At 60.5% G+C, this 25,508-nt stretch carries 25 protein-coding genes; 20 read left to right on the forward strand and 5 right to left on the reverse strand.

The annotated features are described in order from the left end of the window. Window positions 1-603 (reverse strand): NADPH-dependent F420 reductase, encoded by a 603-nt coding sequence (locus TK06_RS10880; RefSeq protein WP_063325135.1) that lies wholly within the window; start codon window positions 601-603, stop codon window positions 1-3. Between the two features lie 142 nt (window positions 604-745). Between TK06_RS10880 and TK06_RS10885 the strand changes: the two genes are divergently transcribed. Both TK06_RS10885 and TK06_RS10890 read left to right on the forward strand, forming a co-directional pair. Next, window positions 746-1,675 carry a LysR family transcriptional regulator gene (locus TK06_RS10885; RefSeq protein ID WP_063322078.1) on the forward strand — a complete coding sequence of 310 codons (930 nt, stop codon included), beginning with the start codon at window positions 746-748 and terminating at the stop codon, window positions 1,673-1,675. 138 nt (window positions 1,676-1,813) lie between these two features. Beyond that, entirely contained in the window at window positions 1,814-2,401 is a 588-nt protein-coding gene (locus tag TK06_RS10890) for a hypothetical protein (protein WP_063322079.1), read from the forward strand. 33 nt (window positions 2,402-2,434) lie between these two features. Here TK06_RS10890 and TK06_RS10895 read toward each other — a convergent pair whose 3' ends face one another. Continuing rightward, on the reverse strand, window positions 2,435-3,151 hold the full coding sequence (locus TK06_RS10895; RefSeq protein WP_063322080.1) for an alpha/beta hydrolase: 717 nt from the start codon (window positions 3,149-3,151) through the stop codon (window positions 2,435-2,437). 136 nt (window positions 3,152-3,287) lie between these two features. Here TK06_RS10895 and bufB point away from each other — a divergent pair, with 136 nt between their 5' ends. The 11 genes from bufB to TK06_RS10950 all read left to right on the forward strand — a co-directional run bounded on the left by bufB (window position 3,288) and on the right by TK06_RS10950 (window position 15,998). Further along, the gene (bufB, locus tag TK06_RS10900) at window positions 3,288-4,112 is read left to right on the forward strand and encodes an MNIO family bufferin maturase (RefSeq protein ID WP_063322081.1); all 825 of its coding nucleotides are present in this window, start codon (window positions 3,288-3,290) and stop codon (window positions 4,110-4,112) included. After that, window positions 4,102-4,893 (forward strand): DNA-binding domain-containing protein, encoded by a 792-nt coding sequence (locus TK06_RS10905; protein ID WP_063322082.1) that lies wholly within the window; start codon window positions 4,102-4,104, stop codon window positions 4,891-4,893. The genes bufB and TK06_RS10905 overlap by 11 nt, the downstream gene beginning before the upstream one ends. A gap of 603 nt (window positions 4,894-5,496) precedes the next feature. Beyond that, complete coding sequence (bufA1, locus tag TK06_RS32580; protein WP_058545518.1) at window positions 5,497-6,159, forward strand: BufA1 family periplasmic bufferin-type metallophore; 663 nt, start codon at window positions 5,497-5,499, stop codon at window positions 6,157-6,159. 251 nt (window positions 6,160-6,410) lie between these two features. Next, on the forward strand, window positions 6,411-7,808 hold the full coding sequence (locus TK06_RS10915; protein WP_063322083.1) for a KamA family radical SAM protein: 1,398 nt from the start codon (window positions 6,411-6,413) through the stop codon (window positions 7,806-7,808). Between the two features lie 31 nt (window positions 7,809-7,839). Continuing rightward, the gene (locus tag TK06_RS10920) at window positions 7,840-9,399 is read left to right on the forward strand and encodes a thioredoxin family protein (RefSeq protein ID WP_063322084.1); all 1,560 of its coding nucleotides are present in this window, start codon (window positions 7,840-7,842) and stop codon (window positions 9,397-9,399) included. A gap of 50 nt (window positions 9,400-9,449) precedes the next feature. After that, window positions 9,450-10,370, forward strand: coding sequence for a JmjC domain-containing protein (locus tag TK06_RS10925; protein WP_058545515.1), 921 nt, complete (start codon window positions 9,450-9,452; stop codon window positions 10,368-10,370). 26 nt (window positions 10,371-10,396) lie between these two features. Then, window positions 10,397-11,356 (forward strand): EamA family transporter, encoded by a 960-nt coding sequence (locus TK06_RS10930; RefSeq protein ID WP_064106775.1) that lies wholly within the window; start codon window positions 10,397-10,399, stop codon window positions 11,354-11,356. Beyond that, the gene (locus TK06_RS10935) at window positions 11,353-12,630 is read left to right on the forward strand and encodes an ATP-grasp domain-containing protein (RefSeq protein ID WP_063322085.1); all 1,278 of its coding nucleotides are present in this window, start codon (window positions 11,353-11,355) and stop codon (window positions 12,628-12,630) included. Before TK06_RS10930 ends, TK06_RS10935 begins: the two co-directional genes overlap by 4 nt. A 25-nt stretch (window positions 12,631-12,655) precedes the next feature. Further along, on the forward strand, window positions 12,656-13,291 hold the full coding sequence (gene yfcF / locus TK06_RS10940; RefSeq protein WP_063322086.1) for a glutathione transferase: 636 nt from the start codon (window positions 12,656-12,658) through the stop codon (window positions 13,289-13,291). A 6-nt stretch (window positions 13,292-13,297) separates the two neighbouring features. Beyond that, window positions 13,298-14,710 (forward strand): cysteine--tRNA ligase, encoded by a 1,413-nt coding sequence (gene cysS, locus TK06_RS10945; protein WP_238992621.1) that lies wholly within the window; start codon window positions 13,298-13,300, stop codon window positions 14,708-14,710. A gap of 34 nt (window positions 14,711-14,744) precedes the next feature. Beyond that, window positions 14,745-15,998 carry a cysteine desulfurase-like protein gene (locus tag TK06_RS10950; RefSeq protein ID WP_063322088.1) on the forward strand — a complete coding sequence of 418 codons (1,254 nt, stop codon included), beginning with the start codon at window positions 14,745-14,747 and terminating at the stop codon, window positions 15,996-15,998. A 30-nt stretch (window positions 15,999-16,028) separates the two neighbouring features. On the opposite strand, the gene TK06_RS10955 is transcribed toward TK06_RS10950, so the two are convergent. Beyond that, a complete protein-coding gene (locus TK06_RS10955; protein ID WP_063322089.1) occupies window positions 16,029-16,463 on the reverse strand; it encodes a rhodanese-like domain-containing protein in 435 nt (144 codons plus the stop codon). A 101-nt stretch (window positions 16,464-16,564) separates the two neighbouring features. Here TK06_RS10955 and ftrA point away from each other — a divergent pair, with 101 nt between their 5' ends. Beyond that, window positions 16,565-17,524, forward strand: a complete 960-nt coding sequence (gene ftrA / locus TK06_RS10960; RefSeq protein ID WP_063322090.1) for a transcriptional regulator FtrA — start codon at window positions 16,565-16,567, stop codon at window positions 17,522-17,524. Between the two features lie 164 nt (window positions 17,525-17,688). Here ftrA and cobF read toward each other — a convergent pair whose 3' ends face one another. Then, the gene (cobF, locus tag TK06_RS10965; RefSeq protein WP_063322091.1) at window positions 17,689-18,444 is read right to left on the reverse strand and encodes a precorrin-6A synthase (deacetylating); all 756 of its coding nucleotides are present in this window, start codon (window positions 18,442-18,444) and stop codon (window positions 17,689-17,691) included. Next, window positions 18,441-19,019 carry a histidine phosphatase family protein gene (locus TK06_RS10970; protein WP_063322092.1) on the reverse strand — a complete coding sequence of 193 codons (579 nt, stop codon included), beginning with the start codon at window positions 19,017-19,019 and terminating at the stop codon, window positions 18,441-18,443. Before TK06_RS10970 ends, cobF begins: the two co-directional genes overlap by 4 nt. A gap of 299 nt (window positions 19,020-19,318) precedes the next feature. Here TK06_RS10970 and TK06_RS10975 point away from each other — a divergent pair, with 299 nt between their 5' ends. The 6 genes from TK06_RS10975 to TK06_RS11000 all read left to right on the forward strand — a co-directional run bounded on the left by TK06_RS10975 (window position 19,319) and on the right by TK06_RS11000 (window position 25,461). Continuing rightward, entirely contained in the window at window positions 19,319-20,173 is an 855-nt protein-coding gene (locus TK06_RS10975; protein ID WP_063322093.1) for a MurR/RpiR family transcriptional regulator, read from the forward strand. Between the two features lie 2 nt (window positions 20,174-20,175). After that, window positions 20,176-20,820, forward strand: coding sequence for an isochorismatase family cysteine hydrolase (locus TK06_RS10980; protein WP_063322094.1), 645 nt, complete (start codon window positions 20,176-20,178; stop codon window positions 20,818-20,820). Next, a complete protein-coding gene (locus TK06_RS10985) occupies window positions 20,817-22,172 on the forward strand; it encodes a glutamine synthetase family protein (RefSeq protein WP_063322095.1) in 1,356 nt (451 codons plus the stop codon). The genes TK06_RS10980 and TK06_RS10985 overlap by 4 nt, the downstream gene beginning before the upstream one ends. Beyond that, entirely contained in the window at window positions 22,156-22,908 is a 753-nt protein-coding gene (locus TK06_RS10990) for an N-formylglutamate amidohydrolase (protein ID WP_063322096.1), read from the forward strand. The genes TK06_RS10985 and TK06_RS10990 overlap by 17 nt, the downstream gene beginning before the upstream one ends. 76 nt (window positions 22,909-22,984) lie before the next feature. Continuing rightward, window positions 22,985-24,334: an APC family permease gene (locus tag TK06_RS10995; RefSeq protein ID WP_063322097.1), complete on the forward strand. Its 1,350-nt coding sequence runs from the start codon at window positions 22,985-22,987 to the stop codon at window positions 24,332-24,334. A gap of 110 nt (window positions 24,335-24,444) precedes the next feature. After that, complete coding sequence (locus TK06_RS11000) at window positions 24,445-25,461, forward strand: arginine N-succinyltransferase (RefSeq protein WP_063322098.1); 1,017 nt, start codon at window positions 24,445-24,447, stop codon at window positions 25,459-25,461. Window positions 25,462-25,508: the final 47 nt, after the last annotated feature.

Genomic DNA, 25,508 nt, shown 5'->3' on the forward strand with positions numbered 1-25,508 from the left:
TCAGTCGAACTTGACCAGGTTCAGCACCGGCAGCGGACCGCCCGGGAACTGGGTCAAGCGTGCGCCGACACTCAGGGGGCCCAGGTCCACCCCGAAAAAGCCCAGGCGCTCGATCAACTGCGCGACTTCACCCCGTGCCTGCGCGTCGTCACCGGTCAGGAACAGCACCCGCTTGCCGCCTTCGGACGTCGGGTCTGCCTCCAGCAGGCGCGCCAGCAGATGATTGAAGGCCTTGACCACCCGTGCGCCCGGCACCCACTCGCTGAACACCTCGGTCGAGGCCCGGCCCTGGAGATCCACGGCCTTGAACCCCGGCACTTCGATCGCGTTGTTGGCGTCGATCACGATTCGCCCGGCAAAATCCGGCAAACCGCCCAGCGCCTGGGGCAACTTCGACCAGTTGACCGCCACCAGCACCATCGGCTGGGCGGCGGCTTGCTCCACGGTGCCGGCGCGTACGCTAGGACCGAGGTCAGCCACAAGCTCGGCCAGGCTTTGCGGGCCACGACTGTTGGCAATGACGACGTTGATGTTCTGGCGGGCCAGGGCGCGAGCGAAAGCACTGCCGATGGCGCCAGCGCCAATGATGCCGATGGTGTCGATGCTGCTCATGTCTTGTGTCCTCAAGGTTGGATAAGCCTGGCGGTGATGTCCGCCGTTGAGGTACATGATGGCCTTGCCATTACCTCTTGATTAGCCGGTAATATGGCGAATCATTTTCAAGCATTACTATCAGGTCCATGTCATGGAAAGCCTCGCCAACCTCGAATGCTTTGTCCGCAGCGCCGAAACCGGCAGTTTTTCGGCGGCCGCGCGGTTGCTTGCCCTGACGCCCGCTGCCGTGAGCCGCAACGTGGCGATGCTGGAGCGCAATCTGGGGGTGCGGTTGTTCCAACGCTCGACCCGCAAGCTGTCCCTGACCGAAACGGGAGAACATTTCCTGGCCAGCATCGGTGGCAACCTGCACGCCCTGCAGGCGGCCATTGGCGCGGTGACCACGGAGCGCGGCGAACCGGCCGGCGTCTTGCGCGTCAGCCTCTCGCCAAGTTTCGGTATCGGCCAGGTTCTGCCGTTGATGCCGCAATGGCTGGCCCGCTACCCGCTGATCCGGCCGGACTGGCATTTCGAAAACCGCCCGGTCGACCTGATCGCCGAAGGTTTCGACGCGGCCATCGGAGGCGGCTTCGCACTGACGCCCGGGGTGGTATCGCGCACCCTGGCGCCCGCTCACCTGATTGCCGTCGCCAGCCCAGCCTATCTGGCCGAACGCACCCTGCCCCGGCACCCCGAAGACCTGGCCGGCCTGGACAACATCGTGCTGCGGGCCAGCCGCACTGGCCGGGTACGCCAGACCGTGTTGCGCAACGCCGCCGGGCGCGAATCCGCCGTGCAACTGAACGAGTCCATGATTTTCAATGATCCCGTCGCCATGCGTGAGGCCGCCTTGCTCGGCCTGGGCGTGACCCTGCTGGTGGTGCCCGACGCCCTGCCCTGGCTGGAGCGCGGCGAACTGGTGCGGCTGTTACCGGATTGGTATGTGGACCTGGGGGTGATTTCGCTCTACTACCCCAGCCGCGCGCTGATGCCGGCCAAGACCCGCGCCTTTATCGATTTCATCACCGAGCACTTCGAGCGCGAGGCGTTGGCCCGGCGCTTCAGTGCCGGAGCGGTTTGAGCGCCCGGATGAGGGTGCCGATCAAGCGCGCTCCGCCCCCGACACCGCAATGACCGGCCCATTCGCCACGGCGCTGGAGTCAGGCACGGCGCCCATGGGATGATCGGCCTCCAAGCGCGACCACCGTGGAGAGTTTCAATGTCATTGCTGAGTAAACATGCCGCCGCCCTGCTGCTGGCGGCCATCGCCGCTCTGGTCCTGGTGCCTGCCCAGGCGGCCCCGTCCAAAGCCGCCGGCAATGCAGCGGCGCAGAAGGTTTCGATGCTGGGCGGCAAGTTCGTCTTCACCTTGCCCAAGGGGTTCATCGCAACACCATTGCCCGCCGGAGAGGCCGCCCAGGGTACCGCTGGCGCGACGGGGACGATGTACAGCAATGCCACCAGCCGGACCGTGGTGATCGCTGCGGAGAACACCATCATCAACGGCGCGAACGTGAAGGACGACGATGGCGCGTTCCTCGACACCACCATGGGAGACTTCGCTGCACAGCGAACCACAGCGCTGCCGGACGCCAAGATCCTGAGCGCAAAAAGCCTGACCCAGAAAGGCACCGGCCTGGGCCTGCGCCAGATCGACACCAGCGCCACCCAGGGCGGCGGGCCAACCCTCGACACCACGTTGCTGGCTGCCTCCGGCACGCGCATGGCGGTGGTGCAAATCATCTCCCGGGCCAGCGACAAGGCCGGTCATGAGGCGTTGGTGAAGCAGATCGCCAGCGGTCAGTGATGGGCTAGGCATCGGCAGCGATAACGAAGTCTCCTAGGGATTGAGCCGCTCCAGCCAGGCCCGCAGGTCCTGCACTTCCAGGGCGCTGATGCTGTGGCCGACACCCGGGTAGGCATGGAATTCCGGTTCCAGCGCCAGGGTCTTCAGGAAGCTGTTGGCCTCAGTGCCATCGTGGTAGGGAATGATCGGGTCTGCCGTGCCATGGCCGATGAATACCGCCAGTGTCCGGCGCGGTTCATCGGGGGTCAGTTCCGCCCGCAGCACCGACAGGACCCGCCCACCCATTGCGGCAATACCGCCAACGGCTTCGGGGTGTCGCAGGGCCACTTCGTAGCTCATCATCGCGCCCTGGCTGAACCCGACCAGGTAAACCTTGCTCGGATCGGTCGAGTACTTGGCCCGAGCCTTGTCGATAAAGTCCAGCAGCACCTGGCCGCTGGCCTTCAAGTCCGAGGTGTCACCGTCGTAGGCACCGTCGCCCTGTTTCGCGAACCACTGATAACGGTCCTGTTCCATACTCTTCGGCGCCCGCACCGAGAGGTAGTTGTAGTCGCGCGGCAACTCGTCCTTGAGTGCGAACAGGTCCTGTTCGTTGCTGCCGGAACCGTGCAGGAAGATCACCAGCGGTCGGTCCCGAGCCTGCTCATCGACTTGGGCCAGGTAGTTGAGCGGCAAGTCCGTGTGCAGCGAGGGTTGGGCCTGCAACCCGGACGAGACCAGCAACAGCAGCAGGGCGAGCGCTTTAAACATCAATCTTCCTCCATCGTTCGATAGCCGCACGGCAGACACGGTGCCGGCGGTAGACAGCGGTTATCAATGGTTGCTCAATTCGATCCGGCACTGCGCTATGATCAGCGGCGACCATCGAGAAGCGAGTCAATAAAAAGTGCGTCCATTACCACGGATTGGTGTTGGCCTCAGGGCCCCTCATTATCAAGCGTTCCTGGAGGGCCATCCCGCCGTTGACTGGCTTGAGGTTCATACGGAGAACTACTTGGGGCCTGGCGGCAAGGACCTGCATATTCTGCGACGCCTGGCGCAAAGATATCCCATCAGCCTACATGGCGTCGGACTGGGCATCGGCTCGGTCCATGGTTTTTCCAGCGCCCATGTCGAACGCATACGACGCCTGGCTGCGGACGTAGATCCGTTCCTGGTGTCCGAGCATTTGAGTTGGGGGGCGATTGAAGGACGGTGCCTCAACGACCTGCTGCCGCTACCCCTGGTTGAAGCTTCGCTGGACCTGGTCTGTGACCGGGTCGACCAGGTCCAGGATACGTTGGGCCAACAGTTGTTGCTCGAAAACATCTCCACCAGCTTGCGCTACCATGGCGATACCCTGGGCGAAGCCCAATTCCTCGCCGAAGTGGTGGCACGCACCGGAAGTGCAGTGCTACTAGACCTCAATAACCTCCACGTCAATCAGTGCAACCATGGGGAATGCGCACTCGCCGCCTTGCAGGCTCTGGATAAATCGACTGTTCGCGAGTTTCATCTGGCGGGCCATAGCCAGGAAGAGGGCCTGCTGATCGACGATCATGGCAGCGCGGTGGCGGAACCGGTCTGGTCACTGTATCGCAATGCGTTGCGCCGGTTTGGCCCGGTACCGGTACTGGTTGAATGGGACACACGCCTGCCGCCGCTGGGCGAGCTGCTCGATCAGGTCGAGATCGCTCGGGCGATTGCCCGGGAGGTGTTGCATGACACGTGAGGAGTTGGCCGCGCTGCAGGTCAGCTTTACCCAGGCGCTGGATTGTTCATCATCACCCTCTGTCCTGCCACAAGGATGGTTGGAGACGGCAAGCGCTGGCGACCGGCGACGCTTCGCACGCTATCGCAGCGGGCTGTGGCGGCATCAGGAGCAATCGTTGGCCTTGACCTATCCTGTCATCAAGGCGCTGGTGGGCGATCATTTTTTTCGCTCGCTCGCCTATGACTATGGGCGGCGCTATCCGTCGCGACATCCAGACCTGGGCATGTTCGGCGAGCGCCTGCCGACTTTCCTCGATCAATATCTTCCCGTAGCGCCCTACCCTTATTTTGCGGCGGTGGCGTCATTGGAATGGACCCTCCACCTTGCCTCTCATGCCCGCGAAGCCACGGCACTCGATCCTCGGGCACTGGCCACAATGAGCAGCGCTGAGCTGGATGTCCAACGATTCACCTTGTCGCCGGGCTGTGGGTTGCTGCCCTGCGAATGGCCGGTGGTCGCGATATGGACCGCCCATCGCCAGCAGAGCCAGCCTCTACCGTCAGTGAATCGCCACGTCTGCACCGCCCTCGTCTATCGAAACGGCTGGAGCGTCGAAGCACGCGAGGTCGAGCCCTGGGAAGCCGCGGCGCTGGAGCGCTTGGCGCAGCGCACGACCCTGGGTGAAGCGTTGATCGCCGCCCAGGAGCGTTACAGCGCGCTGGGTCAGCCCCAACTTGTCGATAGCGCTACCCTGGTCACCCGCTGGTTGAATGATGGCCTGCTGACTGCCGTTCCCTGAGCCTTGCCGAAGCACCTGTATCGGGCAAATTTGTCTCCGTGGTCGTGTACTGCCGGGGCCGAACCCCGATTGCAGACGGGCGGCGACATCCTGTTACATCTTGAATCATTTTGTAAGCTTACAACGATTAGACATATTCTGGCCGTGGGCTACAAATAGAAAGCACCTTGCAACTCCCACTAAAGCAGTACATTCGATTTCGCGGTGAAGATACGACGGACACATAGCACTTTCGTTAGACAACGAGCGCTGTCTAACCTGACAGGAACGGATTCCGGACAAGTCGCCAGACGCGGCCTGTAAAAAAGGGAGCGATAAATGTATCCAAAACAGTTACTTGAGCGAATCAACTCTGCGCACACGGCGCCATCTTATTGCTGCTTGCCTCCTCGACATTCATGACTCCCTGCACACGAAGTGCCGGCACGACTTGCCGGTTAAGTTCGCTTGTCGCGGGCACCGCTAAAAATCCATTTAAAAATCAAATAATCCACTGAACGCCTGATACGTGTTTACAGACTAACTGCAATACAGTCCGTTCGTGTGTGCGAAGGGCTCATAAAAATTAATGACTGTATAAAACCTTGACCGGGAACTTGCGTGATGAATCTAAAGGATATTCTGGTAGCCACCGCGCTGGCCTCCATCAGCAGTGCTTCGCTGGCCGATGTGGCGGCTGATAAAACAGCAGAGACTGAGGTTTGCTACGGCGTAGCCAAGGCAGGCCATAACGATTGCTCCGACAGCAGTTGCCTGCATGACTGCTCGGAAATGAGCAAGGTCGACAACGATCCACTTGAGTGGGTCGCTGTACCCAAAGGCACCTGCACGCAGATGGGCGGCGTCGTCAAAGCCCAGCCAGACGCCTGCCCGTTCGACGAACCCGCTGTCGCTGCGGCCGTTGACGCTGGTGCTGGGGAACGACTCTTCAACGGGGGCGATCATGCCCGCGGCATCGTGGCCTGCTCTTCCTGCCATGGCACTGCTGGCGCGTCTGAAAACGCCGAGTACCCAAAACTGGCAGGTCAGTTTGCCAAGTATGTGGAGACACAACTGCGAGCCTTTCGTGATGCCTCGCGTCCATCTCCTGTGATGGTGACTGTGGCCAAGTCCCTCAACGACCAAGACATCGCCAACGTGGCGCAATATCTGGTGCAGTCTTCCACGACTCAGTCTTCGGGCACGGCGCAGCCTCAACCGGGCGTTGTCGCGTCCTCGACAACACTCACTCATCAAGAAGTGAAATCGGGCACCGTGTCTAATTAAATTCATCGCACTCCTATATACCTTCATTAACCGCTTCAGGCGCCGATAGAGCAGCGTAGAACAATACGCACCCTACAATACCGCCTGGCCTGGTTATGTTCGGGATAAAAACTGCAATTAAAAAAATTGCAGCACATACACTTTCGCCTTTGAAAAGCACTGGATAAATAAATAAACCAGCACCTTGATTTAAGATAAATATTAAGTATTGTCAGTCTATGGACACAGCCACCTGAAAGGGACGACACCAAATGTCAAGTAACATTGTGGATTATGACTTTACTGACATTCAATTAAAGTCATTGATTGCCCATTCTTCTCAGGGCCAGCGTCTGAAACCATTACTGTCGCTGCGATATGCCTTTAGAAGTGATGAATTCTGGCGCGACCTGGATCATTGGAAAGACATTGATGTCGAGTTGTTTCTGAATCATCTGTGGCAAGAAAAAAATGCCATTACCAGCGTTGGTGCGCTGGGCGCATTGATCAAGAACAGAATCAGTGCCGCGTTCCTGAGAGACCTTGAAGAAGGTCACCAGATGGCTCCGATGTCTATCCGGCTGACGCCATATATCCTCTCGCTGATTGACTGGGACAACCCTTACCTGGACCCGTTGCGACGCCAGTTCCTGCCCCTGGCCTCGGAGATCTCCATCGATCATCCCATGGTGAAGCTCGACCCCATGGGCGAGCAGGACGATTCACCGGCCCCGGGGCTGACCCACCGCTACCCGGACCGTGTGTTGTTCCTGGCGACCAATGTCTGTCCGGTCTACTGCCGGTATTGCACCCGCAGCTATGCGGTGGGACTGGACACCGATGCGGTGACCAAGAAAAAGATCAACGCCCCCGGCGAGCGCTGGGAGCCTGCCTTGCGCTACATAGAAACCAATTCCAGTGTCGAGGACGTAGTGATCTCGGGCGGCGATGCCTATCGACTCAAGGCCCGGCAGATCACCGAGATCGGTGAACGACTGCTGGACGTTCCCCATGTACGGCGCATGCGTTTCGCCACCAAGGGGTTGGCGGTATTGCCGATGAAGATCCAGAGCGATCACGACTGGACCGATGCCATTTCGCGCTTGTCGGACCGGGCGAGAAAGGTGCACAAGTCCATTGCGATACACACTCATTTCAACCATCCGAACGAAATAACGGCGGTCACCGCCAAGGCCTTGGGGATGCTCTATGAGCGTGGCGTCGAGGTCAGGAACCAGGCCGTCATCCTGAAAGGCGTCAATGACAACCCGCAGACCATGCACCGCTTGAACGAATGCCTAGCCTACTTGAACGTGCGTCCCTACTACTGTTTTCAAGGGGACATGATCCGTGGTGTCGAAGCACTCAGAACGAGCCTTTGCGATTCGATCGCCCTGGAAAAATCCACCCGTGGCCTGATTGCCGGGCATAACACGCCGCATTTCATCGTGGATTTGCCCGGCGGTGGCGGCAAGCGCGATATCCATAGCTACGACTACTACGACCAACACCTGGGCATCGCCGCCTATCGCGCGCCAGCCGTAAAGAAGGACAAGATTTTTCTTTACTGCGACCCGCTCCATACCCTGACCGCAGACGCCCAAGCTCTCTGGACGAATCCGGCGACGCGGACACAGTTGCTCGACGATGTACTGAAATCCGTCAAATAAGTGTTCAACCACCGTGAATGGAAGCATAGAAATGAGCGAAACCAACAAGATTGACTGGGTCCACCATACGTCCTACGTCCACGCCATTGAGCAATCCAAATCGACTGGCAAGCCGATACTGATTTATTTCCATAGCCAGTCCTGTAATGGTTGTAATCGCTTGGTGGACAGCGTTTTCAACGACCCCCAGCTTATCGGTGCGGTCAATGAGTCAACGATTCCGGTGTGGGTTGAAGTGGAGAACTCCCAACCCGACCCACGCATCTCCGAGTTGGTCGGGAGCCACATCTTCATCATGTCGCCGGTTCTCCAACTCATTTCCAGCGACGGTGACATCTACCATAAATTCCTCGGTGCTCCGCTCCATACGCGACTCGACCTGGGGTACTGCCGTGTGCATCACGATGTCGAGGGTGATATCGATGCCAGCGAAACCGTTTCCCAACTCTCGGTAGGCCTGGCCAAGCAGGCAATGGCCAGCTTCAACTATTCCATCGCCGAATCGAAATTGCGAAAGGCGCTGAACGCCAGCAGTACGGCCAGCGTGGCGGTGCGGGAAGCGGCGTATTGGCTGCCTGTCGTGCAGGCCCGTGGACAATACCCTGAAGACAGCTTGTCTGAAGATGGCATCGCGCAGACAGCCATTGCCCGCGAAGTGCGCCGCTTCTGCAATACGCTGATCCAAGTGCCGGACCATGAACTGATGGCCGACTGGCCGGGTGTCCAGGGCGAAGGCGGCTGGGCCCATTACACTGACTGCCTGCGTGAGTTGTGCCTGGGCATCTACCAGATGCTGCTGGATGTCGCGACCGAAACGGCGCAGAAACGCGCGGCACAAGGCCGCGGGTTGAGCCTTGCGCAAATGATCATCCGGGACTGGCAGATTTCCTTCCGAGACCTGCAAGCCAGCCTCATCGGTCTCAAGGGTCCCGAATACGATCAGCAGCACCTGCATCAGAATTACACCCTCGGCAAGCAGCGGACGATTCGCAACAACATCGTCCACTGCGTCATGGCCGAGTTCTGGGCGCACTCCCCTGCTATCCGTTCGACCCTGGAAGCCAGCCGGACGGGCATCCGCCACTCCAAGGACGTCAGCCCGGCGTTGCTCAACTGGAAGATACATGGCCCGGCCCCCTACAACTTCGGCAGCATCCAGTCGTTGCTGACCCTCTGGGAAAAACGCCACCAACAGCTGGTGGAGGAGTTCTCCGGGATCACCGACACCGAACTCGACGCCTCGCTGAACTGGTGGGAAGACTCGCCTATCTCGGTGAAATTCCGTCTTTGCCGACTGGGTTGGCACTTCCACGATCATGCCGCGGTGGTCGAAACCATTTGCCAGCGAATCGGCCATGAACGATCAGAAACCGAACTGCTCGCCAAGCTCCTGTTCAACGCACTGGGCCGCGCCGAGGGTGAAATGGTGGGCCTGTCGCGAGACGAGCAGCAAGCGCTTTTCGCCAGCGCCGCCAGCCAACTGAAAACCCGCAGCGATGAGCTTGCCCGCATCTACGAGGGCTACCTCTACAAGCGGGAAAACGCCTCCTACGCCACGTCGAATACTCAGCCAGTAGCCGCGGCCGTGTGATGAAAAAAATGCGGCGCGCAATGCGCGCCGCTTCAAGGATGGAATGCGTGATGAATATTCTGCAGCAGATGTTTGGCGACCAAACCGAGGTGTTCCTCGACACGTGCTGGCCCAAGCGCTCATACGTCGCCGACGGTGCAATGAGCCGCTTTACGCAATTGTCGGCCCTGGAAGAATTCCAGGACATTCGACAGTTGTTCAATGCGCTGCCTGGGCCCGTCGACCTGCTCTTTCCAGGTGGCAAGCGTATTACCGTGGCCAGGTCCGCCGATGCCCTCGCTCCGTACAACGATGGCGCCGCGATGGTCTATATAAAGGATCTGGAAGCGCTCCCCGCGATATCCCTGGCCTGCGATGAACTGGCGAAGCTACTCGACATTCCAAGGCACTATGTCAGCTGCGAGGCGTTCGCGGCCAACCATGGCGTGGAAGTGGCGACGCACTTCGATCATGAAACCAACTTCATGATCCAGATCAAAGGCGAAAAGACCTGGAGGTTCGCCGAAAACACTTCGCTACCAGACCCCATCTATCCATTTTTCCCGAACAACCCGAACCGCTTCTACCAAGAAGGTACGCATCCCTACACCGGCGCCAAATTGCCGCTGACGATGCCCGAAGGCCACGAGGAGCGGCTGGTCAAGCCCGGCACCACGACGTTCATGCCCCGGGGTTATTGGCATGCCACGGTGGCCCATGAAGAGTCCTTTTCCATCGGCTTCGTGATCAATCCGCCGACTGTTGCCGACATCATTACCTATGCACTGCTGGACCGTTTGCATGGGAACGAACGACTCAGGGCTCACCCGCTCGATACGCTGTCGGAGTCTGCACTCCAGCGCATCCTGGGCGATATACAGAGCGGCCTGGACGAAGTCGCGAAGTTGTCCAGGACATTGCCGGCAGAAGCGCTGCTCCAACGCTATAAGCAATCGAGAAAAGGGAACATTCGCACACTTACCGCCCTATGACCGCTTTCTTGATTGGAATCCGTACCATGCGCACTGCACACGCTCTGTTTGTGGGGATCACGGCGTTGATGCTTGTCAACGTGATCGATGGGCTCAAGGAGGTGTATTTCGGGATCCTGCTGCAACGCCTCGACAGTGTCATCGCGACATTCGTGTTATTCGCCGTCGCCTGGCCTGTGTTCTTTCTCGGCTACATGGCCCGGAAACGCTCGACGCCTGCGCTGCTTGCGACTCCGGAAAAAAAGGCCTCCATCCGACGTTGCCTGCTGATGTTGAACGTCAGCTCCGCCGCACTCTGGATCTCCTTTCTGCTGGCATTGAAATGGGTGGAGCCGGCCATCGTCAGTGCGCTGGTGGGCGGGGTCGGGATCATTTCGACGCTCGTGCTGAACAAGCTGTTGCGTCCGACCGCGATCATGATCCGGGCCGACTATATAGCCGCCCTTGTCATCGCACTGGCCAGCGTCTACCTGGGCTGGGTCTCGATGGACGGACGCACCGCAGTCAGGGATGAATTCGACAGCAACCAGGTGCTGCTGGGCTACCTGATGATGCTCGTGTGCGGTGTCGCAATGGCATTGACCAGCATTCTCTCGAAGGTCGTCGCGGATCACGGGGCGTCGAGTCACTATCTCTACGCCCATCGGTTCTATCTCTTGCTGGCGATTACCGGCGTCTACACCTCTTTGAACCTGAGCGAGATCGCCGCCGTCATCGATCATCTCGACGCCTTGGTCTTGCTGGCGTTCGTCGGCGTGATCCTGCCCTTGCTATTGCTGCAGGAAGGGATAAAGCGCTGCGAACCAGTGACCACGGAAGCCATCCTGGCGGCCGCCCCCTTGTTCACCATCATTTTTCAAACCGTTGATTCGAGACTGGCCTTTTCAGTGTTCAGTTTCGCGGGGGTGGTCCTTATCTGCCTGGCCGCAACCTACAACGGCTATTCCCACCTTAGTCGCCTTTCAGTCGAAGGAGTTAGAACATGAAATACGCGGTGATCGTCGATGCCTACTCGACCGGGGCAAGCCTTGCGGACGAACTCAAGTTGTATGGAATAACCTGCGTCCATGTGCAGACATCCGCCGAAATTCTTGAATATGACGTGGACAGCTACAAGCCAGAGGATTTCCAGCAGCGGTTTGTCGCGACGCAAGATCTCAAGGCGCTGACGGACAAATTGGCTGAATTCGAACCGGCGTTCATCATTCCCGGATGCGAGTCCGGCGTTGAGCTGGCCGACCAGCTCAGCGAGTTGATGGGCACGCCTGGCAACGGCACGGCGCTGTCAGCCTGCCGCCGAGACAAATGGCACATGGCCAAGCGGCTGCATCAGATGGGTATCCCGGCAGCACGGGTCGCCTTGATTCATCAGACGAGTGAGGTCGAGGCGGCGACCGAGACGATCGACGGCTGGCCGGTGGTCATTAAGCCGGTCAACAGCGCCGGGGCGGACGGTATTCATTTCTGCTACGAGATGGCGCAGGTGCGTCACGCGGTGGACAAGGAGCTGGGCCGACTCAACGAAATGGGGCTCATCAACGACACACTGCTGGCGATGGAATACCTGGCTGGCCAGCAGTACCTGGTACAGGCTGTTTCCCGCGACGGTGAACATTTCGTCTTCGAGATCTGGCGCGACAATCGCAAGCCCGTGCCAGGCGCCGGGGTAGTCAACGATCGTGAGGTGCTGATCGACCTGCTCTCGGAAGAAGCGGCCCCCATCATCGCTTACGTTCACCAATGCCTGGAGGCATTCGGCGTCAACATCGGCCCCTCGTTCCTGGAAGTCATGGTGACGGCCAACGGACCGATGCTGATCGAGTGGGCAGCCCGGATGATGGGGACCCAGGAGCTCAGCGCGATGACTCGCGTGCGCGGCGTCAACGCCGTCAATCTCTGCGCGGCCTGCTATACCGATCCCGAGGTGTTCTATTCGATGCTGGATAAAGTCAACCGATCGAACGCGACGTGCGAAGTCATCGGGATGATCAACAGCGTCTCCGGCCAAGTGATCCATCGCCGTTGGCTCGATGAACTGAGCGCCAGGCCAAGTTTCTTCAAGATGATCAGGGCCCCTGAAATTGGCGACAGCGTTGCGCCTACCATCGGGATCTCGACGAACTACGGCTTTATCTATCTGGTTCACGAAGACCCTGCGGTTACCTATGCCGATTACCTGTGGATCCGAGAAAAGGAGGCCGAGGATACCGGCTTTTTCGACGTGCAACTCAGCCAGGAAGCTGTCGCGCAAGCCTGCTGACTTCGATCGGGATGGAGCGGACTCAATGAAGCTATATGTGGATCATCAATGCACATCGCCCTTTGCCATGTGCGCGTTCGTAGCGCTCAAGGAGTGCCGGTTCGATTTTGACCTGCACTACCTCGACCTCTCACAAGGCGATCACCAGCGGCCGCCATTTACCGGGATCTCGCTCACCCACCGCGTTCCGACGCTGGTGGATGGGGCGTTTTCGCTGGCTGAATCGTCCGCCATCGCCGAATACCTGAATGACATTGCGCCAGGCGCCCGCTTGTTACCGGTTGACGTTCAGGCCCGCGCCCAAGCCCGGCAGGTCCAGGCCTGGCTGAGGAGCGACTTCTTCAACCTGCGCGGCAACCGGCCCACGGAGACCATCTTCATCGCACCGTCGCAGGAACCACTGGGGCCATTGGCGATGGCCGATGCTCGGCGGCTGGTCGAGACCTTGTCCCGTAGCCTTCGGGACGGGAAAAGGTTTCTTTTCAACGATTGGAGCATCGCCGACGTCGATGCCGCCGGCATGTTGAACAGGCTCATCTACAACGGCGACCCGGTTCCCGAGACGTTGAAGCACTATGCGCTTCGGGCGTGGGATCGCGAGAGTGTCCATCAATGGCTGGATCTCGACCGACAGGACAATAGGACTTCCTCCGGGCGCTGAGCCCGGTTGGCCCGGGGCGTCAATGCCCCCTCAACGCAAGAGTTAGAAATGGAACTATTCAATACCCTTGGAAGGGCTGTCGTCCCCTTTATTCCGATCGTTGAAAACCATGTCGGCCTCTATGCCTGCGGCCCCACGGTCTACCACTATGCGCACATCGGGAATATGCGCACATACATCTTCGAAGATGTCCTGGCCAAGACCCTGCGCCATCGAGGGCTGGTGGTAAAGCACGTCATGAACATCACGGATGTCGGGCACCTGCAATCCGACGCCGACGCGGGCCACGACAAATTGATGGTGGGTGCCGCTCGTGAGAACAAGACCCCCTGGCAGGTTGCTCAATTCTACGAAGAAGCGTTTTTTCGTCACTGCGGCCTGTTGAATATCACCCGGCCTGACGTGGTATGCCGGGCGACGCAGCATATTCCTGAAATCATCACGTTGATCGAACGCTTGCTGGAAAAAGGCGTGGCCTATGAAAGTGCCGGCAATGTCTATTTCAGCGTGGAAAAGTTTCCTGCCTATCATGAACTTGGCCAGCTGGTGCTGGACGAGCAAAGAGCCACTGAGCGTGTCAGTCACGATCCATTGAAGCGCTCGCAAGCGGACTTCGCCTTATGGTTTTCTACCTCGAAGTTTCCTGGTCAGATCATGAAGTGGGAATCTCCCTGGGGCCTGGGATTTCCCGGCTGGCATATCGAGTGCTCAGCCATGGCAAGCAAATACCTGGGTGAAAGGGTCGATATCCATTGCGGTGGTATCGATCATATCAACGTCCATCATTCCAACGAGATCGCGCAATCGGAATGCTGCTTCGGTCACCGTTGGGTCAACTACTGGTTCCACTGCGAGTTTCTCAACGTGGATACAGAGAAAATGTCCAAGTCCAGCGGGGAATTCCTCACTGTGGACTCGCTGGTCGACAAAGGCTACGACCCCTGCGCGTTCCGGTTGCTGGTCCTGGGCTCGCATTATCGCAGCGCCCTGGCTTTTTCATGGGAGGCTCTGGATGACGTCGCCACCGCATTGCAGAAAGCTCGGCGACGGATCAGCATTGCCCTGGATAACAGCAGCTCTCCCGGCGAGGCTTTTTCGGCAATGCATGCCGCGTCCTATCGAAGGTTCTTCGCTGCGCTCGAAAAGGACCTGCACACGCCAAGCGCCATGGCTGAGTTCTGGTGGGTGATCAAGACCAATGAACTGACTGAGCCGGAACGCATCGACCTGCTACGCAGTTTCAATGCGGTGCTGGACATCGGTTTATTCGACACTCAGGCCACCCGCCTGACATCGGAACAAAGCGACTTGATCGCGGCGCGTAACGTTGCCCGTAACGAAAGAAACTGGGCGGAATCCGATCGAATCAGGGATTTGCTACTAGCCCAGGGCATCAGCCTCAGCGACCTGAAGGCCTGAACGGTTTCAGTCGCTACCACGAAGGAACGACAGTTTGAATATCGAGCGTATCAGGCAACAGTTTCCGATTTTCTCCCTGGCATCGGCGAGGAACAGCGTGTTTCTCGACAGCGCCGCAGGTACCCAGATGTGCAAGCGCGCGCTGGAGGCGAGCGTCGAGGCCGCGATTGAAAACAATGCCAACCTGGGCGGCCATTTCTCGACATCGGTCATTGCAGAAAAAGCCATCGGCCAGGCGCGGTACGCAGCCGCCGCACTGGTCAATGCCCACTGTGCCGAGGAAATCGTGTTCGGCCAGAACATGACGACGTTGACATTTCATCTCTCCCGTTGCCTCGGGCGAAGCCTTGGCAAAGGCGATGAGATTGTCCTTACCCAGTCAGATCATGAAGCCAATATTTCGCCCTGGCTCGAATTGGCGAAAGACCTGGAGCTGAAAGTTCGCTGGCTGCCGTTCGATCCCCTTACCTACGGTTTCAGCATCGCCGACATGGACTCGATCATTACGGAGCGTACCAAGGTTGTCGCGTTGAGCTATGCAAACAACGTCACCGGCACGATCAATGATGTCGCCGCGGTTGCCGCACTGGCCAAGCGCAAAGGTGCAATGGTCTATGTCGATGCGGTTCAGTTCGCGCCTCATGGGGTGATCGATGTGCAGACCCTGGGGTGTGACTTCCTGGTGTGTTCCTCGCACAAACTCCACGGCCCCCATCACGCAATCCTCTGGGGTCGCCTGGCCTTGCTCGAAAGGCTCATGCCCTACAAACCTCGCCCCACTGCCGATAAGCCGCCCTATAAATTCGAAACCGGGAGCAAGAGCCGAGAGGCCATCGCCGGAATCCTGGGGGCCATCGATCATCTGGCATGGATCGGTCGCGAGTTTGGAACGTGCGGCGAGCAGACTGGCAAGCGACAGCAGATTGTCGCGGGGATGCACGCCATCGTCGAATACGAGCAGCGACTGGTGCAGTCAGCCCTGGAAGGATTGAGCAGCTTCAAAGGCGTTCATATCCACGGCTACCGAGCGTCACATGAACGGGAGCGCCGGGTACCGACCGTGTCCTTTACCCTGGAGTCGACACCCAGCGAAATGATTTCCCGGCGCATGGCCGAACAAGGCATTCGTCTCTGGCATGGTCATCATTTCAGCCCGCAGACCGTTCGCGCCCTGGGCATTGACGAGCATGACGGCGTGGCCAGGATCAGCCTTGCGCAGTACACCTCTCAAGACGACGTTCATCGTTTCCTGTCGGCAATGGATGACCTCGTTCGAATCATGCCCTGAGAACGCGATCGGACAGCGGATCGGCCAGCTTCAGCAATCGCAGCGAATGGCCTGGTCCGTCACGCGCTCCACCAGGCCGGTCAAGCGAAAGCCTTCATCGAGCCAGCCCATGACACCGCCGATCATCTCCTTGACCGGGTATCCCAACGTTGCCAGGCGCACCGCCGCCTTGTTCGCCCCGTTGCAATGGGGGCCGGCGCAATACACCACGAACAGGGTGGTCTTGGCATAGGCGGCCAGTGCCTGGGCGGTGAGCGTGCGGGTTGGCAGGTTGATCGCCCCGGGTACGTGGCCGCGTTCGTAGGCCAGTGGTCCGCGTACATCCACCAGCACAAAATCGACATCGCCGGCCTGTTGGCTGGCGTGAACGTCGGAACAATCGGTTTCGAATGTCAGGCGACGGCTGAAATGCTGCAGGGCGATATCGGAGGGGGCAGCAGGCACTTCGCGAACCAGGCTGGTCATGGGCGTGTACTCCAGGATAGATAAGGCGTGAAGAGACTTTATCCCCTCGGCGCTTACCGCTACAGTGGCGCACAAGACACTCTGTGGGAATTTTCCGCCAAATGCAGTCTCCCCCTGGTCTGGTCGCAATCCTCGCCTACGACGGCCTGTGCACGTTCGAATTCGGTGTCGCCGTCGAGATCTTCGGATTGGAGCGACCGGAATTCGATTTCCCCTGGTACACGCATCGGATCGTCGCGGTCGATGACGGCCCGATGCGTGCCATGGGCGGCTTTCAGGTATTGGCCGATGGCGGCATGGAACTGCTCGAAACCGCCCGGACCATTGTCGTGCCAGGCTGGCGCAACCGCAGAGAGCCACCGTCCCAGGCGCTGCTCGAGGCACTGCACAGGGCCCACGCCCGTGGTGCGCGCCTGCTGTCGATCTGCTCCGGAGCCTTCGTACTCGCTGCCGCCGGGCTGCTCGATGGCCTGGGCGCCACGACTCATTGGCGCTACACCGACGAACTGGCCGCAAGCTTTCCGGCCGTGCGAGTAGACCCGGATGTGCTGTACGTGGACTCAGGACAGGTCATCACCTCGGCGGGCAGCGCCGCCGGTATCGATGCCTGCCTGCACCTGGTGGCACGGGACTATGGCGTCCAGGTCGCCAACGCCGTGGCACGCCGGTTGGTGATGTCGCCGCAACGTACGGGCGGCCAGGCGCAGTTCATTCCCTCACCGGTCAGCCGCACGCCACGCAGCGACCTGTCGAGTGTCATGCAATGGGCCCGCGAACGCCTGCACGAACCCCTCGGGGTGCGCGAACTGGCCAGCCAGGCGGCCATGAGCGAACGCACCTTCCTGCGCCATTTCACCCAGGCCTGCGGCGTGTCGCCCAAGACCTGGCTGCAACATGAACGCCTGGCCCGAGCCCGCGAGTTGCTGGAAAGCAGCGGGGACAACACCGACAACATCGCGCAGCTGTGTGGCTACCGCTCGGTGGAAAGCTTTCGTGTGGCGTTTCGCAACGTCGTGGGGTTGGCGCCGTCGGTGTATCGGGAGCGGTTTGGGCGGGGGTGAAGATGCCGGAGTGCATCTGCAATCCCCGTGGCGAGGGAGCTTGCTCCCGCTCGACTGCGAAGCAGGCGCAAGATTGAAGTCATGACACAGCTTGTGCATTGGGGGTTGCTGCGCAACCCAGCGGGAGCAAGCTCCCTCGCCACGGTTCGGTTTGAGTCGTCAGATCAAGGCTTGCGCAACAAATACGTATCCATGATCCACCCGTTGGCTGCTCGCGCGGCCTTGCGGGTGCGCTCGATGTCATCGGCCACATCCCCCAGGCGGCCAGCGATAAGGATCTCATCCGGCGTCCCCACATAGGCTCCCCAATAGATGTGCGCATCGGGATCGCTCACCTGGCGATAAGCGTCCTCGGCATCGAGCATCACCACCACACTCGTCGCGTCGCCTACCTGCCCCGCCGCCAACCGGCGTCCGGTGGTGATTTCCAGCGAACCGCCAATGCTGTTCAACGGCACTTTATGCCGGGCGGCCAGGGCCTGGACGCTGGTGATGCCGGGGATCACCTCGAATTCGAAGGCGCAGCGGCCCGCCTCGAGGATCGCCTGCAGGATGCGCACGGTACTGTCGTACAACGCCGGATCGCCCCACACCAGAAAACCACCCCGCTGACCGTCGGACAGTTCTTCATTGATCAAGCGTTCGAAGGTGGCCTGTTTAGCCCGGTTCAATGCTTCGACGCTGTCCTTGTAGTCCAGGTCGCCGCGTTGGCGTTCCGGGCTGTAGGCTTCGACGAAACGGTAGGTGCGATCAACGATGTAGCGCCGACAGACTTCGCGCCGCAGATCCAACAGTTTGTCCTTGGCCGGCCCCTTGTCCATGAGGAAGACCACGTCCAAGCGGTTCAAGGCTTTCACTGCCTGCATCGTCAGCTGATCCGGATCGCCGGCCCCAATGCCAATGACTGACAACGTCTTCATCGCGGCGACTCCTGGTCAGGTCCTTGGGTGCGTAATCGCCATACGCCGTTGAAACGCAATTCGAGGGTGGACAAGGGCTCAATGTCGATCCGGTTGAATGTGGCGACCGGGCAGCCCAAGACCTTCACCAGGGCGGCGCGGATCACGAAGGGGTGAGTGACGGCTAGCAGATGTCCTGGCCGGGTTTCCAGACTGGCCAGCCAATTCCCGACACGGCGGCACAACTGGGCGACAGATTCACCACCATGGGGAGCCGCCTCGGCATCGTCGAGCCAACTCTGCAGGGCTTGCGGTTCAGCCTGGAGCAAGTCATCAATGGACAACCCGCGCCAGCGTCCCAGATCGCAATCGGCCAGGGCCAGGTCCTGCTCGGGCTCGTCGCCGAACAAGGCAGCGGTCTGGCGAGTGCGCAGTTCCGGCCCGCACAGCAGTTGCCGGACATTTCGGTAGCGGTGCCCGACCTGCGCGCGGCGGGCCAGCCAGTCGGCGTCCAGCGGTTCGTCCAGGCCAAAGCGTGCCTGCTTCTGGGCGGCGGTGCGGGCGTGGCAGATCAAGGTCAGACGAGTGGCTTGCACACTGGATTCTCAGGCAATCGGGAGGGTCGCATGGGCGGGATATTCACGCACTTAGTTGTACAGCACCTTATACGAAATCAAATAAGTGAGACAAAAAGGCGTTATGTCCGACATTGCCAGAAGCATCGACTGACATACCCGATCTACCCAGCCGGGACCAACTCCTACAAGGGTTTCGCACAATACCGGAGCATTTTAAACGGAACGTAAAAACCACTGGACATGTAGCACCAGCTACATAAATACTGTTTTCAGGAGTTATGAAAGAAATTCAACACCCATCCTGGCAAGGAGCACGGATGCCACCTCTCAGAGACCTGATCACCGATCCCGGCCTGGTTTTGACGCCGTCGGAACGCAAGGTCGTACGTGCCCTGCTCGATCACTACCCACGCAACGGCCTCGGCCCGATGTCACGCCTGGCAGACCATGCCGGCGTCAGCGACCCGACTATCGTGCGACTGGTGAAAAAACTCGGGTTTAGCGGTTACGCCGAATTCCAGGATGCACTGCTCAGTGACATGGACCATCGCCTGCGCTCCCCTCGCACCCTGTTGAAACCGCGGGCCAAATTGCAGCAAGGCGATACCTGGAGCCAGTACCTGGCCGCCAGTCAACGCAACCTCATCGACACCCAGGCCCTGACCCAACCCGAAGACGTGCGCATTCTCGTGCAGTGGTTGCTCGACAGCCGCCATCAGGTACATTGCTTCGGCGGGCGTTTCAGCAGCTTCCTGGCCCACTACCTGCTCAATCATTTGCGTCTGTTGCGCGCCGGCTGTTTTGCCCTGGAAGACAACGCCCAACTGCCTGACCGGCTATTCGACGTGCAACGCCAAGATGTGGTGCTGATCTTCGATTACCGCCGCTACCAGGCCCAGGCCCTGCGCGTGGCCAGCGCGGCCAAGGAGCGCCACGCCCGGGTCGTGCTGTTCAGCGACGTCTACGCTTCGCCATTGCGCGAGCTGGCCGACCTGATCATCAGCGCCCCGGTGGAGTCGATCTCGGCCTTCGACAGCCTGGTGCCGGCACTGGCCCAGGTCGAGGCGCTGATTGCCTGCCTGACCCTGCAATGCCCCGAGCTGGCCGAACGCCTGGAAGGCATCGATGCCTTGCGCACGGAATTCAACACGCACCTGTTGGAGGAAAAATAAGGATGTTCTCGCTCCCCCACCGCTCGCCCCGGGATCTGCCGTTCACCTGCAAGCACACCGCCTTGTTGCTGGTGGACATGCAACGCGCCTGGCTGGAACCGCAATTCGATGCCCACCTGCACACCCGCGAGGCCGAGTATTTCATCCTGCGGGCCCGCCAGCAGGTCATCCCCAACCAGCAACGCTTGCTCAACGCGATGCGCGAAGCGCAGCACAACGTGTTGCACACCCACATCGAAAGCCTCACCGCCGATGGCCGCGACCGTTCCCTGGATCACAAGCTGTCGGACATGCACCTGCCCAAGGGCAGCCCCGAGGCGCAGATCATTGCCGAACTGGCGCCGCTGGAAAACGAAATCGTGCTGCCCAAGACCTCCTCCGGGGTTTTCAATTCCACCAACATCGACTACGTGCTGCGCAACCTGCAGACCCGACACTTGATCGTCGCCGGCATCGTCACCGACCAGTGCGTCGACATGGCCGTGCGCGACGCCGCCGATCGCGGCTACCTGGTCACGCTGGTGGAAGATGCCTGCGCCACCTACACCGAACAACGGCACCTGGCGTGCCTGAACGCGATCAAAGGCTATTGCTGGATCACCGATACCGACACCGTGCTCGCGCGCTTGCAGGAGATGCAGCCATGAGCCGCCTCGATGATCCTGCCGCCGTCCTCGCCCCGTTGCCCGTGACGACCCTGGTGACCACCGACCTGATCGGCGTGACCCGTGGGCGCTCGTTTCCCAGTGATGAGTTGCCCCACTACGTCACCGCTGGTTGTGGCTGGGTGCCGGCCAACAGCGCACTGACGCCCCAGGACATCATCGCTTCGGCCAACCCTTGGGGCGCTTATGGCGACCTGCGGCTGGTGCCGGACCTGTCTAGCCGGGTGACCGTCAACAACGGTCCCGACGCCCAGGCGCCCGTCCTCGACTTTATCCATTGCGATGTGCGCGAGACCGACGGCCGGCCCTGGAGCGCCTGCCCGCGCACGCTGTTGCAGGACGAAGTGGAGCGTTATCGCGTCGAACTGGGCTTGCAGGTTTTCGCCGCGTTCGAGCATGAATTCAACCTGGTTGCCACGCCTGCGCAGCCTGATTGCCTGGCCTTCAGCCTCCAAGCCCAGCGCCAGCAGGCCGAATTCGCTGGCTGGTTGCTTAGCGCCCTGCGGGCCGGCGGTGTCGAGCCGGAAATGTTCCTGCCGGAATACGGCCAGCATCAATACGAAATCACCTGCCGCCCGACACTGGGCGTAGCCGCCGCCGACCGGGCCGTGAACGTACGGGAAATCACCCGCGAGATCGCCCGGCAAATGGGCCTGGACGTGAGCTTCGCCCCCAAGGTTTCGGAACATGCCGTGTGCAACGGCGTGCATTTGCACCTGAGCCTGCAAGACCTGAGCGCGGACCCGGTGCTGCATGACGCCGCCAGCAGCAACGGTTTGTCCAGCCTCGGCCAGCATTGGGCCGCGGGTGTGCTGCACTATCTGCCGGCACTGTGTGCGCTGACCGCGCCGACGCCGGTGTCCTACGAGCGCCTGCAACCTCATCACTGGAGCGCATCCTATGCGTGCCTGGGACAGCGCAACCGCGAAGCGGCGCTGCGCATCTGCCCGACCGCGAGCCTGAGCGGCAAACCGCTGGCGAACCAGTACAACCTGGAGTTCCGCGCCATGGACGCCACCGCCTCGCCGCACCTGGCGATGGCGGCGCTGTTGATTGCCGGGCGACTGGGCATCCAGCAACGGCTGGCATTGAACGCCGTCACCGATCAAATACCCGATGAGCTGGATGAAGCACAACGTCGTGCCCGTGGCATTATCGCCCTGCCGACAACCCTGGCCCAGGCACTGGACTGCCTGCGCCACAGCGGGGCGCTGCTCGAGACCCTGCCCGGCCCGCTGGTCGAAACCTACTTCGCCTTGAAGGCCCAGGAGCTGGCCTTGACCGAGGCGCTGTCACCTGCCGAGCGTTGTGAGCACTATGCACGAATCTATTGAGTGTGCTGAAACGGGCCTCTACACCAGGCCGCCCTACCGACTGGTCCGGGAAGATGCCGAGCACCCGTTGGTGCTGGTGTGCGAGCACGCCAGCCGCTTCATTCCCGCGGCGCTGAACGACCTGGGGCTGGATGAAACGGCCTCCCAGGAACACATCGCCTGGGACATCGGTGCCCTGGCCCTGGCCGAACGCCTGTCCGAAACCCTCGGCGCGACCTTGCTGACGGCCAATTATTCACGGCTGTTGATCGACCTCAACCGTCCGCTGCACGTACCGGACAGTATTCCGCCCCAGAGCGAGATCTATCAGGTGCCGGGCAACCAGGCGCTGGACGAGCCTACGCGCGAATATCGCCGCCAGTGCCTGTTCCAACCTTTCCATGACCGGCTACGCGCGTTGATCGACCAGCGCCTGGCCGCCAACCGGTCGGTGCGCGTGGTGGGCATCCACAGCTTCACCCCGGTGTTCTATGGTCAACCGCGCGCGCTGGAAGCTGGCGTGCTGTTCGGCGAAGCCAAGGATTATGCCCAACGCATCGTCGACGGGCTGAGCCGGCATTCGCTACGCGCAGCGGGCAACCAGCCCTACAAGATCAATCCCTTGACCGACATGACCGTCCCGGTGCATGGCGATGCCCGCGGCCTGGATTCGGTGTTGATCGAAGTGCGCAACGACCTGCTGCGCAGCCCCGAGGCGGTACGGACCTGGAGCGCTTACCTGGCCCCATTGCTGTAGGAAAGCAGCGGCAAGGTTTGAGCGGCAAGCGACAAGCAAGGACACACCCACCCACAGCTGAGAAGGAGAACGGCTCATGAGCATTGAGGCATTTGGCTACAAACAGGAATTGAAACGCGGCCTGTCGCTGACAGACCTGGTGGTATACGGGATGATTTTCATGATCCCCATCGCCCCGTTCGGCGTGTATGGCTATGTCAACGCCGAGGCACCGGGGATGGTGCCGCTGGCGTACATCATCGGCATGGTGGCGATGTTGTTCACCGCGTTGAGCTACGGCAGCATGGCCCGGGCTTTTCCAGTGGCCGGTTCCGTCTACTCCTACGCACAACGGGGCCTTAACCCACACGTCGGCTTCATCGCCGGCTGGCTGATGCTGCTGGACTACCTGCTGATCCCGCCCCTGCTCTATGTCTACGCCTCCATGGCGCTGAACCATTTGTACCCGGACATCCCCAAGGTCGGTTTCATCCTGGCGTTCCTGGTGAGCGCGACCTTCGTCAACCTGCGGGGCATCACCTTCACCGCGCGGATGAACATCATTTTCCTGCTGGCGCAGCTGGTGGTGCTGGGGATTTTCCTGTTCTACGCCTGGAACGCCCTGCACGGCGGGGCCGGTAACGGCCAACTGACCCTGGCGCCGCTGTACAGCCCGGAACACTTCAACTTCGCCCTGCTGATGCAAGCCGTGTCCATCGCGGTATTGTCGTTCCTGGGCTTCGACGCCATTTCCACCCTGGCGGAAGAGATCAAGGGCGACCCGGGCCGCAGCGTCGGCAAGGCAGCCCTGGTGACCTTGCTGGTGATGGGGGCGATCTTCGTGGTGCAGACCTGGATCGCCACGGACCTGGCCGCCGGCATGGGTTTCAAATCCGCCGACACCGCATTCTATGAAATCGCCGAATTGGCAGCCGGCAGTTGGCTGGCCACCTTGACCGCGGTTGCCACGGCCCTGGCCTGGGGCGTGGCCGTGGCGATCACTTCCCAGGCGGCGGTGTCGCGCCTGTTGTTCGGCATGGCCCGGGACGGCCAGTTACCCAAGGTGCTGGCCAAAGTCCATCCAACCCACAACACCCCATACCTGAGCATTTACCTGGTGGCAGTGCTGTCGCTGTTGATCTGCTACCTGTTCATCGACGCCGTGGACACCCTCACCTCCCTGGTCAATTTCGGCGCCCTGAGCGGCTTCATGTTGCTGCACATCACGGTCATCAACCACTACTGGCGCCGCCAGCAGTCCGGCCAACTGATTCGCCACTTGATTTGCCCACTGGTCGGCTTCGTGATCGTCGCGGCCATCATGTACAACATGGGCGTGGCTGCGCAGAAGCTCGGCCTGATCTGGATCGCCGCGGGCGTGATTTATCTGTGCGTGCTCAACAAATTCGGCAACCCTACCGCCGTGCCCGATCCGGCCGGTCAGTGAGGGCCGGTGGTCGAAGGACTCGGCCAACCGTGGTTACAACGCGTGGACATCGACAGTGATCGTCAAGCCCGGTGCTGGTTACCGGGCTCTCTGGAACAGGAGTGCAATCCATGCTGGCCTTACGTCCAGTTCAATTAACCGATCTGCCGCAACTGCAACAACTGGCCCGTGACAGCCTGGTGGGTGTCACGTCGCTGCCGGACGATACCGCGCGCCTAGAGGAAAAGATCCTCGACTCGTGCGCCTCGTTCGAGGCCGATGTGCAGGGCCCTGGCGCGGAGAATTATTTTTTTGTCCTGGAGGACCTGGAATCCAGGCGCCTGGTCGGTTGTTCGGAAATTCTCTCCAGCACCGGTTACAACGAACCGTTCTACAGTCTGCGCAACCGGCCGTTTTCCAGCGAGTCCCGCGAGCTGAACATCCAGCATGGCGTGCCCGCGCTGTCACTGTGCCAGGACCTCAACGGGCAGACGCTGCTGCGTGGCTTCCACATCGACGCCGAGCGGGTGCGCACGCCGGAATCGGAGCTGCTGTCCCGGGCCCGGCTGATGTTCATCGCCGCCCATCCCCAGCGCTTCGCCGAATCGGTCATCACCGAAATCGTCGGTTTCAGCAGCGAGGACGGTCAGTCGCCATTCTGGGACGCCATCGGCCAGCACTTCTTCGACCTGCCCTACGTCGAAGCCGAACGGCTGTGTGGCTTGCAGAGCCGGACCTTTCTCGCCGAGCTGATGCCGCAATACCCGATCTACGTCCCCATGCTGCCGCCAGCGGCCCAGGCCTGCATCGGTCGAGTGCATCCCGACGGCCAGGAAGCCTTCGACATCCTGGCGCGCGAGGGTTTCGAGACCAACAACTACGTCGATATCTTCGACGGTGGGCCGACCTTGCATGCCCGTATCGCCAACGTCCGTACCATCACGCAAAGTCGGAGCGCCACAGCCCGGCAAAGCCTGCAGATCGATGCCAGAGGCCGTTACCTGGTGAGTAACGACCGTCTTGGAAACTACCGGGCCATCGTCGCCGAGCTGGACGTCAACGACGAGGGCCCCGTGGCCCTGTCGCCCGACATGCTGGCCGCCCTGGGCGTCATGGATGGCGAGCGGATCCGGGTGGTCGCCCTATGAACCTCACTCGATCCCGTGGCACGCATCAGCGCTTGGACCGACGTAAT

The organism is Pseudomonas fluorescens, from assembly GCF_001623525.1.
GTDB lineage: Bacteria > Pseudomonadota > Gammaproteobacteria > Pseudomonadales > Pseudomonadaceae > Aquipseudomonas > Aquipseudomonas fluorescens_Q.

Excerpts from the sequence above, each read along its gene's own strand:
- TK06_RS10885 (WP_063322078.1), top strand. The coding sequence starts at position 746 with ATGGAAAGCCTCGCCAACCTCGAATGCTTTGTCCGCAGCGCCGAAACC.
- TK06_RS10890 (WP_063322079.1), top strand. The coding sequence starts at position 1,814 with ATGTCATTGCTGAGTAAACATGCCGCCGCCCTGCTGCTGGCGGCCATC.
- TK06_RS10895 (WP_063322080.1), bottom strand. The coding sequence starts at position 3,151 with ATGTTTAAAGCGCTCGCCCTGCTGCTGTTGCTGGTCTCGTCCGGGTTG.
- TK06_RS10905 (WP_063322082.1), top strand. The coding sequence starts at position 4,102 with ATGACACGTGAGGAGTTGGCCGCGCTGCAGGTCAGCTTTACCCAGGCG.
- bufA1 (WP_058545518.1), top strand. The coding sequence starts at position 5,497 with ATGAATCTAAAGGATATTCTGGTAGCCACCGCGCTGGCCTCCATCAGC.
- TK06_RS10915 (WP_063322083.1), top strand. The coding sequence starts at position 6,411 with ATGTCAAGTAACATTGTGGATTATGACTTTACTGACATTCAATTAAAG.
- TK06_RS10920 (WP_063322084.1), top strand. The coding sequence starts at position 7,840 with ATGAGCGAAACCAACAAGATTGACTGGGTCCACCATACGTCCTACGTC.
- TK06_RS10925 (WP_058545515.1), top strand. The coding sequence starts at position 9,450 with ATGAATATTCTGCAGCAGATGTTTGGCGACCAAACCGAGGTGTTCCTC.
- TK06_RS10930 (WP_064106775.1), top strand. The coding sequence starts at position 10,397 with ATGCGCACTGCACACGCTCTGTTTGTGGGGATCACGGCGTTGATGCTT.
- TK06_RS10935 (WP_063322085.1), top strand. The coding sequence starts at position 11,353 with ATGAAATACGCGGTGATCGTCGATGCCTACTCGACCGGGGCAAGCCTT.
- yfcF (WP_063322086.1), top strand. The coding sequence starts at position 12,656 with ATGAAGCTATATGTGGATCATCAATGCACATCGCCCTTTGCCATGTGC.
- TK06_RS10955 (WP_063322089.1), bottom strand. The coding sequence starts at position 16,463 with ATGACCAGCCTGGTTCGCGAAGTGCCTGCTGCCCCCTCCGATATCGCC.
- ftrA (WP_063322090.1), top strand. The coding sequence starts at position 16,565 with ATGCAGTCTCCCCCTGGTCTGGTCGCAATCCTCGCCTACGACGGCCTG.
- cobF (WP_063322091.1), bottom strand. The coding sequence starts at position 18,444 with ATGAAGACGTTGTCAGTCATTGGCATTGGGGCCGGCGATCCGGATCAG.
- TK06_RS10975 (WP_063322093.1), top strand. The coding sequence starts at position 19,319 with ATGCCACCTCTCAGAGACCTGATCACCGATCCCGGCCTGGTTTTGACG.
- TK06_RS10980 (WP_063322094.1), top strand. The coding sequence starts at position 20,176 with ATGTTCTCGCTCCCCCACCGCTCGCCCCGGGATCTGCCGTTCACCTGC.
- TK06_RS10985 (WP_063322095.1), top strand. The coding sequence starts at position 20,817 with ATGAGCCGCCTCGATGATCCTGCCGCCGTCCTCGCCCCGTTGCCCGTG.
- TK06_RS10990 (WP_063322096.1), top strand. The coding sequence starts at position 22,156 with ATGCACGAATCTATTGAGTGTGCTGAAACGGGCCTCTACACCAGGCCG.
- TK06_RS10995 (WP_063322097.1), top strand. The coding sequence starts at position 22,985 with ATGAGCATTGAGGCATTTGGCTACAAACAGGAATTGAAACGCGGCCTG.
- TK06_RS11000 (WP_063322098.1), top strand. The coding sequence starts at position 24,445 with ATGCTGGCCTTACGTCCAGTTCAATTAACCGATCTGCCGCAACTGCAA.